General features: G+C 61.2%; 10 protein-coding genes. 3 read left to right on the top strand and 7 right to left on the bottom strand.

The window, feature by feature from the left end:
• Window positions 1-8: 8 nt before the first annotated feature.
• From BTW07_RS20280 to BTW07_RS14815, 7 genes are all read right to left on the bottom strand, one after another.
• Window positions 9-2,180 (bottom strand): methyl-accepting chemotaxis protein, encoded by a 2,172-nt coding sequence (locus BTW07_RS20280; protein WP_075570959.1) that lies wholly within the window; start codon window positions 2,178-2,180, stop codon window positions 9-11.
• 129 nt (window positions 2,181-2,309) lie between these two features.
• Window positions 2,310-3,944 (bottom strand): methyl-accepting chemotaxis protein, encoded by a 1,635-nt coding sequence (locus tag BTW07_RS14845; protein WP_075570958.1) that lies wholly within the window; start codon window positions 3,942-3,944, stop codon window positions 2,310-2,312.
• 213 nt (window positions 3,945-4,157) lie between these two features.
• Window positions 4,158-4,658: a chemotaxis protein CheW gene (locus BTW07_RS14840; RefSeq protein ID WP_075570957.1), complete on the bottom strand. Its 501-nt coding sequence runs from the start codon at window positions 4,656-4,658 to the stop codon at window positions 4,158-4,160.
• Window positions 4,655-6,796, bottom strand: coding sequence for a chemotaxis protein CheA (gene cheA / locus BTW07_RS14835; protein ID WP_075570956.1), 2,142 nt, complete (start codon window positions 6,794-6,796; stop codon window positions 4,655-4,657). The genes BTW07_RS14840 and cheA overlap by 4 nt, the downstream gene beginning before the upstream one ends.
• A gap of 453 nt (window positions 6,797-7,249) precedes the next feature.
• Entirely contained in the window at window positions 7,250-8,011 is a 762-nt protein-coding gene (locus BTW07_RS14825) for a DNA adenine methylase (protein WP_075570954.1), read from the bottom strand.
• A gap of 120 nt (window positions 8,012-8,131) precedes the next feature.
• The gene (locus BTW07_RS14820) at window positions 8,132-9,190 is read right to left on the bottom strand and encodes a phage portal protein (protein ID WP_075570953.1); all 1,059 of its coding nucleotides are present in this window, start codon (window positions 9,188-9,190) and stop codon (window positions 8,132-8,134) included.
• The gene (locus BTW07_RS14815; protein WP_083941911.1) at window positions 9,187-11,028 is read right to left on the bottom strand and encodes a terminase large subunit domain-containing protein; all 1,842 of its coding nucleotides are present in this window, start codon (window positions 11,026-11,028) and stop codon (window positions 9,187-9,189) included. The genes BTW07_RS14820 and BTW07_RS14815 overlap by 4 nt, the downstream gene beginning before the upstream one ends.
• Before the next feature lie 157 nt (window positions 11,029-11,185).
• Between BTW07_RS14815 and BTW07_RS14810 the strand changes: the two genes are divergently transcribed.
• Genes BTW07_RS14810 through gpM form a run of 3 tightly spaced genes read left to right on the top strand, consistent with a single transcriptional unit; the run spans window position 11,186 to window position 13,763 of the window.
• A complete protein-coding gene (locus tag BTW07_RS14810; RefSeq protein WP_075570952.1) occupies window positions 11,186-12,007 on the top strand; it encodes a GPO family capsid scaffolding protein in 822 nt (273 codons plus the stop codon).
• Between the two features lie 8 nt (window positions 12,008-12,015).
• Entirely contained in the window at window positions 12,016-13,035 is a 1,020-nt protein-coding gene (locus BTW07_RS14805) for a phage major capsid protein, P2 family (RefSeq protein WP_075570951.1), read from the top strand.
• A complete protein-coding gene (gene gpM / locus BTW07_RS14800) occupies window positions 13,035-13,763 on the top strand; it encodes a phage terminase small subunit (protein WP_075570950.1) in 729 nt (242 codons plus the stop codon). Before BTW07_RS14805 ends, gpM begins: the two co-directional genes overlap by 1 nt.
• The last annotated feature ends 16 nt before the right edge of the window (window positions 13,764-13,779 follow it).

The following is a 13,779-nucleotide window of genomic DNA, read 5'->3' as shown; positions in this document are numbered from 1 at the left end:
CTCGGCTTTCAAAATGCCTCCCACTCCTCGTTGTCATCCGTTATCACGCGACGGTCGGAGGCCGGAGACGTCGCTGCTGTTTTGGCTAGCTGATGCCGGGGCTGGACGTCGATGCGCGCCTTTGACTCGCGACTGGCGGTACCAGCCACTCGCTCCTCGCCGCTACCCGCCAGACGAAAAACGGCAATGGACGTGGTCAGGTGCTCGACACTGGCACGAAGCTCCGCCGCGGAGGCGGCGGTGGTTTGCACCCGCTCGGCATTCTGCTGAGTCACCTGGTCCATTTGCGCGACGGCCTGGCTGATCTGCTGTATACCGCTGGTCTGCTCTTCGGAGGCCGCGGAAATTTCGTTGATGATGTCGTTGACACGCGTCACGGCACTGACGACTTCGCTGATCGACCCTTCGGCCTGACGCACCAGGTCGGCACCGTGTCCCACTTCCTGCGTGGAGCTGTCGATGAGATTGCGGATCTCCTTGGCGGCGTCGGCACTGCGGCTGGCAAGATTGCGCACTTCTCCGGCCACCACGGCAAATCCGCGGCCCTGTTCGCCGGCTCTCGCTGCTTCGACAGAGGCATTCAGCGCCAGAATATTGGTCTGGAAGGCGATCGAATCGATGACACCGACGATATCCGCGACCTTGCGCGAGCTGTCGGTGATACGCCCCATGGTACCGACAACCTGCCCCATCACTTCACCGCTTCGGCGTACCGTATCCGTCGCCCCTCCGGCAAGCTGGCTGGCCTGACGGGCGTTGTCGGCATTCTGCTTCACCGTTGCGGTCATCTGCTCCATGCTGCTCGCGGTCTCGGCCAGCGATGCCGCCTGCTGCTCGGTACGCGAGGAGAGATCCTCGTTACCTCGGGCAATGTCCCGCGTCGCCGGGGCAACCACCGCCACGTTCGAATTGACGTCACCGACGATCGTGCCCAGGCTCTGGCGCATGCTGTTGAGCGCACCGATCAGGCGGCCGACTTCATCATGGCTGCGCTGTTTGAGTGTGGCACCGAGATTGCCCGACGCGATCTGCAGCGAGAAGTCCAGGGCTTCGCGAACCGGCTTGAGCGTGGCGCGAATCGTGGTCAGCCCCACGATGAACAGCAGAATGGCCCCTGTCGCCAGCAGCGATATCAGGATGATCATCGTGGTGCGCTGGGACGCCGCAGCGCTGATCGCCATGTCCGCGCCGCTTTGACGTTTTGCTTCGACCAAAACATTCAGGTCACTGCTGATCTTGTCGCTGTTGGCCCCCAGCACGTCGTTGTAGGCCACGTAGGACTGATAGAAATCACCCGCATTGAGCGCGGACATCACACCTTTCAGGCCTTCATCACGGTATTGCTGAAGGTCGGCGGCAAAGGTGTCTGCCGCGGCGGTCTGGTTGACCGGACGATTCTGATAGTAGGCATCCCAGGTGCTATCCAGCTCGGCAATGAGGGCATCGACCTGCTCGTTGATCGGCGCCAGATCGGCCGCCATCGGATTGCTGACCGGCTTGTCGACCAGGTCTCGTCCTTTGGACATCAACTGATCGATCTTCTGCAGTCGAGCCAGATCCTCCAGACCGTTGACCGTCAACTGCTGCAATCGCTGCCCGTCTTCATGCAGGGCATACAACGAGACGCCGCCACTGCCTGCCAGCACGACCAGCGCCAGCACCATCATCGAGATCAACCGGCCTTTCAGCGAGCGCAGGCTGACACGCCGGATCGTCGGCAACAGACCACGAGGCTTCAGCACGCCGTGATCGAGCCTGACACCACGCTTGCGCCCCGCCAGCAACTGCGGATAGTGCTTCTCCGCCAGCCGACGCGGCTTGTCGGCAACCTTGACCCTGACCGACGTGTAACCCGCGATCTTGCCGTCTTCGACGATCGGGGTGACGGTCGACTGAACCCAGTAATGCGATCCATCCTTGCGCCGATTCTTGATGACCCCCGACCAGTTCTCGCCGTTCTCCAGCGTCTGCCACAGATTCGCGAAGGCCGCCGACGGCATGTCCGGGTGACGGACGAGGTTATGAGGCGCGCCGATCAGCTCTTCCCGACTGAACCCGCTGACCCTGACGAAGGCCGGATTGGCGTAGGTGATCCGGCCTTTCAGGTCGGTTCGCGAGATCAGGTAATCCGAGTCGCCTATCACGAATTCCTGATCGTTCACAGGCTGATTGTTTCGCATCGCAGCATCCCTGGTGTTGTTATGCCCCTTCGCGATTCGCCAGCGGGCATGGGGCGGTTCAAACGTCATCACTGCGGACACTTATCGGCCGCTGGATCACACTCTTGATATCTCCGAGACCTCATCCACTCAGGCTGGCTGCTCCAGACGCTGGTGTGCGCGATCGGCGCTGGGGCGCCACTGCGTCAGCCCTGCCTCACTGCTCCCGTCTCCTGCCGCAACGCGGTAGTGCTCCAGCGCCGACTCCAGTTTCTGGGCCTGACTCACCAGCGACTGCGAGGCATTGGCGGTCTGCTGCACCAGGGCGGCGTTCTGGCTGGTGACCTGATCGAGCTCCGTGATCGCCTGATTGACCTGTTCGATACCGCTGCGCTGCTCGCGCGAGGCATTGGCGATCTCTTCCATCAAGCCGCTGACGCTGGCCACCGAAGAAACGATCTCTTCCATGGCGCGACCCGCCTGCTCGATCAGCGTGGCGCCGCTGTTCACCTGCTCGCCCGAGCCGGTGATCAACTTGCGAATCTCTCGAGAGGCATCCGCGCTGCGACTGGCCAGATTGCGAACCTCTTCGGCGACGACGGCAAAGCCTCGCCCTGCCGAGCCGGCACGGGCAGCTTCGACGGAAGCGTTCAACGCCAGAATGTTGGTCTGGAAGGCGATGTTGTCGATCATGTCGACGATTTCCGCCATCTGGCGTGAGCCGTCCTGGATCTGTGCCATGGTGGTCTCGATGTCACGCATCATCTCGCCGCCCTGTTGCGCACGCTGCCGGGTCTGCGCTGCAGCCTTGGTGGCGGTTTCCGCGTTGTCGGCATTGTGGCGAACGGTCTGGGTCAGCTGCTCCATGCTGGAGGCCGTTTCGACGATGGCGGCGGATTGCTGATCGGTACGTACCGCCAGATCCTGGTTACCGCTGGCGATCTGGCCGGCACCAACGTTGACCCACTCAGCGCTGGCTCGGACATCGGCAAACGTCCGGGAGAGGCCTTGACGCATGCTCTCTATCGCGAAAAGCAGGCTATCGGTGTCCTTCGACTTGAGCACCAGCGCCTGGGAAAAATCCCCCTCGGCAATTTTCTGGATACTGTTGCGAGCGTGTGCCGGGTCACCGCCCAACCGGCTCAGCACGTTACGGATGACCCAGGCGACGATCAGTGACAGCAGCGTGCCGATAGCCGCGATGAGCGCGAGATAAACGACGGCGCCATCAGCGAGCACGGCATCGATATCATCCACATAGACGCCCGTGGCGATCTGCCAGTCCCACTGCGGCACCCGCATGACGTAGCTCAGCTTGTCGTACATCTCGCCACCCTCACTGCGCCGCGAGGCGTAATGAACGAGCCCGCCGCCGGGCTGCTGGGCGGCAGCTAACATCTCCCGATAGAGATAGACGCCGTTGGGATCCTGATAATCCCGCATGTTGTCACCCACCGCGCGTCGCGGATGCTCGACGACCTCGAGGTTGGAGTCGAACACGAAAATGTAGCCATCGGCGCCAAATCCCATATTGGAGAGCGCATGGCGGGCCTGCTGTTTGGCGTCCGCTTCACTCAACTCGCCACTTTCGGCATCGCTGACGTAACTGTCGACCAGCTGCTTGGCACTACCGATGAAGTACTGCAGGCTTTGTATGCGCTGTTCCAGGAGATTTTCCCGCATCGAATAGAGCGACCACCCCGCCACCAGAATCAGACCCACCCACATCAACCCCAACGTGGTCCATAACTTGCGACGCATCGTCCACTCACGGAAATTCAGCATGGCATTTTCACCCGGATTGCTCGAAAGATTGCTTGATGGGCGCCACGCCCGCTCCCATGAGCTTATTGACCTAGCGCGACTCTCTCCTTATCGGCTTACAGATCGATTACCTTTATCTTTATTAGACCAAAGTCTCAAAAACTGGCGCCGAGTCCGGCCATAAAAAAACCGCAGCCGAAGCCGCGGTTGGTCATACCTTTATCCGGTCTGAAATCAGGCGCTCTCTGCGGTGCGCTCGACCAGTTGCATCTCTTCGTGGGTCAGCAGTTTCTCGATGTCGACCAGCACCAGCATGCGGTCTTCCAGGCTGCCGATACCGCTCAGATAATCGGACGAGAGCGTGACACCAAACTCCGGCGCGGGCTTGATTTGATCCGGTGCCAGACTCATGACGTCCGAAACACCATCGACCACGATGCCGACGATCCGGTCATCGACGTTGACCACGATGACCACTGTCTGACCACCGTATTCGACCTTGTCGAGATGAAACTTCAGCCTGAGATCGATGATAGGCACGATCACCCCGCGCAGATTGGTGACCCCCTTGATGAACTCAGGCACGTTGGCAATCCGGGTGACGTTTTCGTAGCCGCGAATCTCCTGCACCTTGAGGATATCGACGGCATACTCCTCGTCGCCCAGAGAGAAAACCAGATATTCACTGCTCGCTGCGTCGTTGACGAGGGCATCTGTGCTCGCTTGCGGACTCATACTAGCGATACCTCATGTAAGTGTTGGCGTTTCGCCTCATGTCGTTGCTGCGACTTGCGTCGGTCGAGACGATGAAGATCGGCGATATCGAGAATCAGGGCAACGCTGCCATCGCCGAGAATGGTAGCGGCGGAAATCCCCGGCACTTTGCGATAATTGGTTTCGAGATTCTTGACCACGACCTGTTGCTGACCGACCAGGTCATCGACCAGCAAGGCGTAGCGGCGGCCTTCGCCCTGGACGATGACCGCGATGGCTTCGGTCAATTCGGTCTTGGCGTCGGTCACATCCAGCGCGTGGTGTAACGCGATGATCGGCAGGTACTCGTCACGCACCTTGAGCAGCTGATCGTCGCCAGCCATGGAGTAGATATCCTCCGGCTGCGGCTGCAACGACTCCAGCACCGCGTTGAGCGGCAGCAGGAAGGTTTCCCTGCCGCAGCGGATGGACATCCCGTCCAGGATCGCCAGCGTCAACGGCAGCACGATACGCGTCGTCGTTCCCTGTCCGGTCTTGCTCAGGATCTCGACGTGACCGCCCATCTCCTGAATGTTTCGTTTCACGACGTCCATGCCGACGCCACGCCCGGACACGTCGCTGACCTGCTCGGCGGTGGAGAAGCCCGGCGCGAAGATCAACTGCCAGACGTCGTCATCGCTCATGGTATCGGTGACGGCGATGCCGCTCGATCTGGCCTTGGCCAGGATCTTGTCGCGGTTGAGCCCGGCGCCATCGTCGATCACTTCGATCAGGATATTGCCGCCCTGATGCTGGGCAGAAAGGGTCAGGCGCCCGGTCGTCGGCTTGCCGGCAGCTTCTCGCTTCTCGCGAGGTTCCAGGCCGTGATCCAGACTGTTGCGTACCAGATGCGTCAACGGGTCGATGATGCGTTCGATCAGACTCTTGTCGAGCTCGGTCGACTTGCCTTCCGTCACCAGCTCCACGTCCTTGCCCAGCTTGGCGGCCAGGTCGCGGACCAGCCGCGGGAAGCGGCTGAAGACATAATCCATCGGCATCATGCGGATCGACATCACCGCTTCCTGCAGATCCCGAGCGTTGCGCTGCAACAGATTCATCCCGTTGACCAAGGGTCCATGGGAAACGATATCCAGGTCACTGGCCGTCTGTTCGAGCATGGATTGGGTGATGATCAGCTCGCCGACCAGATTGATGATCTGATCCACTTTGTCGACCGGCACCCGAATCGTGCTGGACTCGCTGCCCTTCGCGGCTTTCCCGCCCGCCTTGCCAGCAGGGCGAGCCGGGGCAGATTCGGCTTTGGGTGCAGCACTATCCGGATCCGAAACGGCTTCCGCCGTCGGCACCGTCGATGCTTCCGCTGGCCCGGAAGCGCTCTCTGCTGGAGCTTCTGCCACGGGCGTTTCCGCCGTCGCGCTGGCCGCCACCGCAGGCGCCGCAGCGACTTCGATCGACAGCTGTTCCGGCTCGATGATGAAGCAGAGCACGACTTCGATATCGTCCTTCGATTCCGAGCTGTCCAGCGTTACCTGATAGCGCTCGGTATCGCCCGACTGGGACACCATCGTCCCGAAATGCTCAAGCTCCTCGACCAGCAAGGCGCGATCCTTGTCGCTGACACCCGTCAACGTGATCGATAGCCGCTGCCCTTTGCCCTCCTCGACCGCCTGCATGGCCGGCTCGAGTTCGGACTGAACAGGCGTGCTCACCGCCGGCGCTGGCGCAGGTGCCTTATCGACCGGAGGCGCCTGGGTCAGCGCTTGCTGCTGACCCAGCTCATCCAGCGCCATCTGTTGCAAAACACGTGAAATCCTTTCGAACGCCTCGGCATCGGGTTCACCGCCGTTACGGTAGGCGTCCAATTGGTCATGAAGCATATCTTTGGTTTCCAGAAACGTGTCGACGATATCCCGTCGAAGACTGAGCTCGCCACGCCGGGTATGGTCCAGCAAGTTTTCCAGCAGATGGGTCGTTTCCTGCAGGACGGTAAACCCGAAGGTGCCTGCCCCGCCTTTGATGGAATGTGCAGCCCGGAAGATCGCGTTGAGCTCCTCGACATCCGGGTCGTCGACATCCAGATCCAGCAGCAAGCGTTCCATATCCGCCAATAATTCTTCGGCTTCTTCAAAGAACGTGTCGTAAAAGTCAGAAATGTCCATGTTTGGCGAACCTATACCATTGATTTATATGGACTTTAAAAGCATTAACCAAGATGCTTACTCACGTTCCTACTCACAATGGTCTAAGTCAGCATATGGTCGCTACTCACGATGACCTCACTATCGGCAGCTGGTCTGGTCCCCTTTAATCAATTCGCTCACCATCAGTGGACCTAACGGTGCCCACAGGCTCACCCCACGACCCACCATCGTCAAAACGCACCACTCCGCATCGAAAAATTCCGTTGTAAAACCGTGGGACGCCCCAGCAACGGCGCGGCCTGCCACCATCTGCATCACTGCAACAAAACCGACCCATTTAGCGCGCAGGCGGGGCGGGGAGTCGACGGCGCGGCAGCGGTGCTGGGCGACGTGTGGGTAACCCTCAACGACCTCAGCGACGCCCACGAAAAAGCCGCCCGAGTGGGCGGCCGTTTCGTGCCAGTGCAACCGTCAGCGATTGGAGATGATGAGTTCCCCGCGCGCTTCTGTCGTCTGACGTCCGACGGTGTACTTGAGTTGGGTCGTGCTGATGTTGAGCCCATCGAATGCGGCTCGCATCTCGGGGATATCGTTCACGCTGATCACCACCTGCCCTTTTGAGTTCCTGGCGAATTCCGCCATTCGGTCGTACTGCTCGAGACCGAAGTCGCGGCCGTAGCCAGCGGTTCCCCAGTAGGGTGGATCCAGGTAGAAAAGCGTCTCGTCCCGATCATATCGCCGAAGGCACTCAGCCCAGTCGAGGTGCTCGATCAACGTGCGCGCCAATCGAAGGTGAGCCCCGCTTAGATCCTCTTCAATTCGCAGCAGGTTGAGCCGCGGCGGGCTGACCGCCGATGTGCCAAAGGTCTGCCCTGAGACCTTTCCTCCAAACGCCAGCTTCTGCAGGTAGAAGAACCTCGCGGCGCGTTGGATATCGGTCAGATGCGCAGGATCGATGTCGCGCTGGGTGAGATACTCCTCTCGGCTGACCAGGGCCCAGCGAAATTGCCGAACGAGTTCCTCGAGGTGATGTTTGACGATCCGATAGAGATTGACCAACTCGCCATGGGCATCATTGATCACCTCCACCCGGCTGGGCTCTTTCATGAAGTAGAGCGCGGCGCCTCCACAGAATGGCTCCACGTACGTGTGGTGGGGTTGGAACAGCGGCAAGATCTGTTTCGCGAGGCGACGCTTGCCGCCCATCCATGGAAGAATCGGTTTCTGGGACATCCTGACACCTGTCTATTTATACAGCTTTTCGTTAAGATCCGGCTGTCGCTGTGAGGTCCAAGGGAGTGACAGGAATCAGGAAGATTCAGGCGATGCGCCCGGTGGCCGCCGGGCGCTTTTCTAGACGAGTGGTACTCCCTCCTCCTCCTGGGCCGCGCCCAGCTCATACGGCCGGAACCGCACCACCTCTTGATCCACGATGTCGTTGATCTCGAGAAACACCGCCTGCAGCGGCTCGAGCTCGTTGGTCACGAATACCCGTGCCGCTTTCTCCACGTCACCGAATCCGCCGACGTTGTTCGGCATCACGCCCATCAGCTGCGGCGGTACCCGATGCCCGGCCAGCGTGTCGTCGCGCGTCACGTTCTTGATACCGGCGAACTCGTCTTTGGCCGCCACCTCGCTGATCGGGATCAGCTGCACCCCGTCCTTTTTGCCACCCGGCGTATACAGGAACAGGTTCCGGAAATTGCCCGGCCCCTTCGACGATTTCAGCGCCTCGCGCATGGCGTCGATGTCTTCCTGATTCATCGCCTCGTCGGTGACGTTGAGGATGAATCCGGCGTGGCTGCCGTTGAGGTAATACTTGCGACGGAACAGCGTGGCGTTCTCGTTCAACAGGATCGATTGCATGGCGCCCAGGTAGTCCGGCACGCCGTAGATCTCCTGGTTGATGTCCGGCTCCATCAGATGAATGACCGAGTCGCGCTCGAACTCCACCGGCTGGCGCCAGTCGCACGTCCACCAGAACTGTCCCGATTCGACGCCTCGGCGCACGTATCTCGCCTGCGCCGGCCGGATCTCGAGTAGCCGACCCAGCCGACCGAAAACGCGCTCGGCGTAGGCGTTGCCGAACACCAGGTAATCGTTCACCAGCGACCGGAACGCCCGGCGGCTCAGCAACGGGTGCGGAATGAACGACCGCGTCAGAATGTTTCGCTTCACCTGCAGCGATGAACCGTGGTGCGCCGTCGCCCGATAGGTCCGCGCCAGCGCTGGCAGATCCACCGGCGGTTCGAACCATCGCGAACCCAGCATCCAGCAGCCGGTGTAGAGAAAGTCGTGCATGTCGATGACCGGGACCGGATCGCCGAACGTGAAAGATTCCGCCCGTGCCGGCGTCGACGCGGTTAGCGTTGCGGGCACGCGGACGCGCGGTTTGTCGGCCGTAGCTGTCATCCGTAGATCTCCATCATGGATTTGCCGCGCTCGCCTTCGGCCAGCACGTCGATCGGTTCGTTATGAAGGGCATGCATGGTTGCCCAGGCCAGATCCGCGTGGCCGGTCTGATTGTTCCGGCCCGCGGCGTAGGTGAATTGGCGGCCGCTCGCGGTCAGCTCGCGGCGTATCGAAGAGAACGACTGCGCGATGATCACGTCCCGTGCGTCGAACTCCAGCCGCCCTTTGTCGATGATGTGCTGTGCCTGGCGAACGAGCGCCGCCTTGCTGTCGGGTGTGTAGCGGTACCGCGTGACGCGCGGGAAGAACTTCGCGACCAACTGGGCCACCGCCTCGCCCATGCCGTTGGTATCGATGCCGATGAACTGGACGTTGTAGCGCTGAGTAATCTGACGGATGAACTCGGCCTGGGCCTCGTAGTCCTGCCCCTTGATGCGGTGCTTCTCGAGGATTCGATGCTTGTCGTTGCGGTTCTTCGCAGGGGCCAGCACGACCAACCCCGCGCCGTCGCTGCCCTCGCCATCGCCCGCCGGGTCGTAGCCGATCCACACCGGCGCCTGGCCGAACGGCCGCATCGCGAACGGCTTCCAATCCCGCCAAACGTCCCAGCTATCGACCATGCATCGCTGCATGGTCATCATCGGGAACGCCGACTGGCTGTCATCGACGAACTCGCACATCAACAGGTTCGCGAACTCGTCGTCCGAGTACTCGAGACGCAGCTGATCGATATCGAACAGGTCACAGCCGCCGGCCACGGCATCCTCGATCGTCACGATCTGGCGCCACTGCCCATCCGCCCCCCGCGCACCGCCGGCCAGACCCGCATGACTCACATCGATCTCGACACGATCCGCTTTCGCTCGGCGCTTGTTGAATCGCTCGCCGGTCCAGAACGGGTAGGCCTCATGGGCCACACTGCTGGGCGTGCTGAAGTAGGTCTGCTTCCACTTCTTGTGCATCGCCATCCCACTCGTCACCTTGCGGAACTGCTCGAAACCATTGATCCAGAAATATTCATCGAGGTAGGTGTCGCCGTGGTAGCCCTGGGCGGTTTTGGCGTTGGTACCCAGGAAGTGCAGCTCGGCGCCGTTGCTCAAAACGATCGGATCGCCCTTGAGCTCGACGCCCGTCGTCTCTTTGACGAACTGGACGATGTAGTTCCGGAAAATGTGCGCCTGGGCCTTGCTGGCGCTCATGAAAATCTTGTTCTTGCCCGTCTCAACCGCGTCGGCAATCGCCTCGCGGGCGAAAAACCACGTCGCGCCGATCTGGCGGCTTTTGAGCAGGTTGCGGATCCGCTCATGCTGCCCGGCGCGGTACCAATGTCGCTGGTACTCGAACAGCGAGGCCTCGAACGCCTCGACGATCTGGATGACACCCTCGTCGCCGACATCGTTGCGTTTCGGCTTGCGCTTCTCGCCGGCATTGCGCCGCTCGATGTTCGGGTTGAGATCGCCCTCCTTCCCGCTTCCCTCGTACTTGTGAACTCGCGCCAGGCGCTCGATCTGCCGGCCCAGTAAATCGAGCTCCTTGAAGTCCCGACCTTCCTTCGCGTCCTTGCTGATCAGCTTGACCATCCGCGCCTCGAGCGCACCCTCCACTCGCTGCGTCGGACTCGCGTCGTCCCACCGTTCGCGCTGTTTCCAGCTACTGATCGTGGCACGCGGTAGATCCATGAATTCGGCGATGCGAGCGATACGCCAGCCCATCCAATACAGATGGCGCGCGCTCAGACGGTTGCTGTCGACGACGTCGAGCGTCGAGTCGACGGCGGCCGGCGAATCCGGTGCGGGTTGGGTCGGTGTTTCCGGCGCTGTTTGGGGAGATAGGTTCATGCGGCCAGCGTACCGATGCGCCGGAAACCGTTATCGGTCAACGGTTTGTCACCCGTAGTTCTACAACGCGGATCCGTTGAGACTCACCGCCGGGACGCGGAACCTGACGCCCATACAGTGTTTACCCGAATGCCCGCTCGCTCCCGGAGACCGCACCATGCCGAAATGGCACCGCATCGCTACCGAAGGCGCCACCACCGACGGCCGCAAGATCGATGCCGCCTGGCTCGAACAAATGGCCGCCAATTTCAATCCCGATACTTACGGCTGCCGAATCAATCTCGAGCACATCAAGGGCGTATTGCCGGATAGCCCGTTCAAGAGCTACGGGGACGTCACCGCGCTCAAGGCCGAGAAGAACGCCGCCGGGAAACTGCAACTCCTCGCCGAGATCGATCCTACCGATGAGCTGAAGGCACTGAACGAGAAGCGCCAGAAGGTTTACACCAGCATGGAGGTCGACCCCGAGTTCGCCGATACCGGCGAGGCGTACCTGGTCGGCCTGGCTGTCACCGACACCCCCGCTTCGCTCGGCACCTCGATGCTCCAGTTCAGCGCCCAGCAAGCGAAAGATGGCGGCGAGTCTCCGCTGGCCAGCCGCAAACAGCGCCCAGACAACCTGTTCTCCGAAGCGGTGGAAACCGAGTTCGATTTCTCCGAACAACCGGAGAAAGGGCCCTCGCTCACTGACCGCGTCAAGGCGTTGTTCGCCAAGCACGACGCCAAGACCGACAAGGGTTTCGACGCCTTCCGCTCAGAGCTGGAGGAAACCCTGGGTCTATTCGTGAAGCGTCACGGCGAACTGGCCGACGATCTCGCCAAGCGCCCCACCGCCACCGCATTCAGCGAACTGCAGACCGCGCACGCCGACCTGAAGACGCGCTTCGAGGAACTCTATTCGACGCTCGACAAGACGCCGCGATTCAAACAACGCCAGCCGGCCACCGGCGGTAACGACTCCATCGAAACCGACTGCTGAGAGAGACCATGCGCAACGAAACCCGAAAACTCTTCAACGCCTACGCCGCGCGGCTCGCTCAGCTCAGTGGCGCCGAGAACGCATTCAGTGCGTTCGAGGTCGAGGCGACCGTCCAGCAGACGCTCGAGACCAAGATCCAGGAATCCAGCGAGTTCCTGAGCCGCGTCAACATGACTGGTGTTCGCGATCTCAAGGGGCAAAAACTGGGCCTCGGCATCACCGGCCCCATCGCCGGCCGTACCGATGTCAGCAAGCAAGACCGCGTTCCCGTCGATCCGACCAACCTCGAGCCGCAAGACTACGAGTGCCACTCGACAGAGTTCGACACCTTCATCACCTGGGCCAAGCTCGATGCCTGGTCCAAGTTCCCCGATTTTCAGGCCCGCGTGCGCGACGCCATCATCCGTCAGCAGGCGCTCGATCGGATCATGATCGGTTTCCACGGCAAGACGGCCGCCACGCAGACGGATCGCACCGCCAATCCGATGCTGGAAGACGTCAACATCGGCTGGCTGCAGCAGTACCGCAACAACGCCAGCGCCCGCGTCATCAACGGCGTGAAGATCGGCAAGGGCCAGGAGTTCCAGAACCTCGACGCGCTGGTCTACGAAGCCGTCAACTCGCTGGTCGAGCCGTGGTACCGGGACAACACCGATCTCGTCGCCCTGGTCGGCCGCTCGATGATGACCGAGAAGTATCTGCCGAAGATCAACGAGTGGGAGCAGCCCACCGAGGCGCGCGCGCTCGATCTGATCATGGCTGCCAAGCGCATGGGTGGGCAGAACGCCATCCAGGTGCCGTTCATGCCGGACAACGCGATCTTCATCACCTCCACCGACAACCTCTCGATCTACTGGCAAGAAGGCTCGCGCCGCCGCCATCTGATCGAGAAGCCCGAACGCAAGCGCATCGTCAACTACGAGTCCAGCAATGACGCCTACGTCATCGAGGACTACGGCTACGGCTGCTTGCTGGAAGGCATCACGCACGAAGATGCCGAAGCCGCCACCGCGGAAGGTGGGGAGTAATGACCAGCTCAATCCGCAGACACTACGAGCGTGTCACCGCCGCGAAAGCGGCGGCTGACGCCGGCGATCAGCCAATGCACGGCGAAGCGTTCGAACTGATGCAGGCGCAGTTGTTCGAGGACTACCGCCGGTTGAAGTCGATCCAGTCAGTCGAGCGCAAGATCGAGGTCAAGCGCGAGATCCTGCCCAACTACGCCGAGTACGTTGCCGGCGTGCTGGAATCCGGCCAGGGCGCGCAGGATGAAGTGCTGATGCGCGTCATGCTCTGGCGCATCGACGTCGGCGATATCGACGGCGCGCTGGCCATCGCCCGCTATGCCATCGCCCACGATCTCGACCCCGGCGAGCAATTCCAGCGCTCTACTGCCGCAATCCTCGTCGAAGAATCCGCCGACCAGGCGCTCGCACTGGCCGAAGACGACGACTCGCTGATCGACGCTCTGCGCGAGATCGACACGCTCACCGATGGAATGGATATGCACGACCAGATCCGCGCCAAGCTCCACAAGGCACTGGGCAACGGACACCGCGCCCGCGGCGAGCTGTCCGAGGCAATCGCCGAGTATCAGCGCGCCCGGGAGCTCAATGATCGAGTCGGCGTAAAGCGCGATATCGAGACGCTCGAGCGCGAGCTCAAGAAACAGGAACAAGCCGAGCCTGAGCCCGACACCAAATCGGGCGACAGCCAGCAAAGCAACACCAGCGACGGGCCTGAAACCTCAAGCTGAAACCGAGTCGACCCCG

Source organism: Salinicola socius (assembly GCF_001937195.1).
GTDB lineage: Bacteria > Pseudomonadota > Gammaproteobacteria > Pseudomonadales > Halomonadaceae > Salinicola > Salinicola socius.
The sequence above is the reverse complement of the archived record's forward strand: the minus strand, read 5'-3'. Positions and strand labels throughout refer to the sequence as shown.

Excerpts from the sequence above, each read along its gene's own strand:
- BTW07_RS14825 (WP_075570954.1), bottom strand. The coding sequence starts at position 8,011 with ATGTCCCAGAAACCGATTCTTCCATGGATGGGCGGCAAGCGTCGCCTC.
- gpM (WP_075570950.1), top strand. The coding sequence starts at position 13,035 with ATGACCAGCTCAATCCGCAGACACTACGAGCGTGTCACCGCCGCGAAA.
- cheA (WP_075570956.1), bottom strand. The coding sequence starts at position 6,796 with ATGGACATTTCTGACTTTTACGACACGTTCTTTGAAGAAGCCGAAGAA.
- BTW07_RS14845 (WP_075570958.1), bottom strand. The coding sequence starts at position 3,944 with ATGCTGAATTTCCGTGAGTGGACGATGCGTCGCAAGTTATGGACCACG.
- BTW07_RS14840 (WP_075570957.1), bottom strand. The coding sequence starts at position 4,658 with ATGAGTCCGCAAGCGAGCACAGATGCCCTCGTCAACGACGCAGCGAGC.
- BTW07_RS20280 (WP_075570959.1), bottom strand. The coding sequence starts at position 2,180 with ATGCGAAACAATCAGCCTGTGAACGATCAGGAATTCGTGATAGGCGAC.
- BTW07_RS14805 (WP_075570951.1), top strand. The coding sequence starts at position 12,016 with ATGCGCAACGAAACCCGAAAACTCTTCAACGCCTACGCCGCGCGGCTC.
- BTW07_RS14815 (WP_083941911.1), bottom strand. The coding sequence starts at position 11,028 with ATGAACCTATCTCCCCAAACAGCGCCGGAAACACCGACCCAACCCGCA.
- BTW07_RS14810 (WP_075570952.1), top strand. The coding sequence starts at position 11,186 with ATGCCGAAATGGCACCGCATCGCTACCGAAGGCGCCACCACCGACGGC.
- BTW07_RS14820 (WP_075570953.1), bottom strand. The coding sequence starts at position 9,190 with ATGACAGCTACGGCCGACAAACCGCGCGTCCGCGTGCCCGCAACGCTA.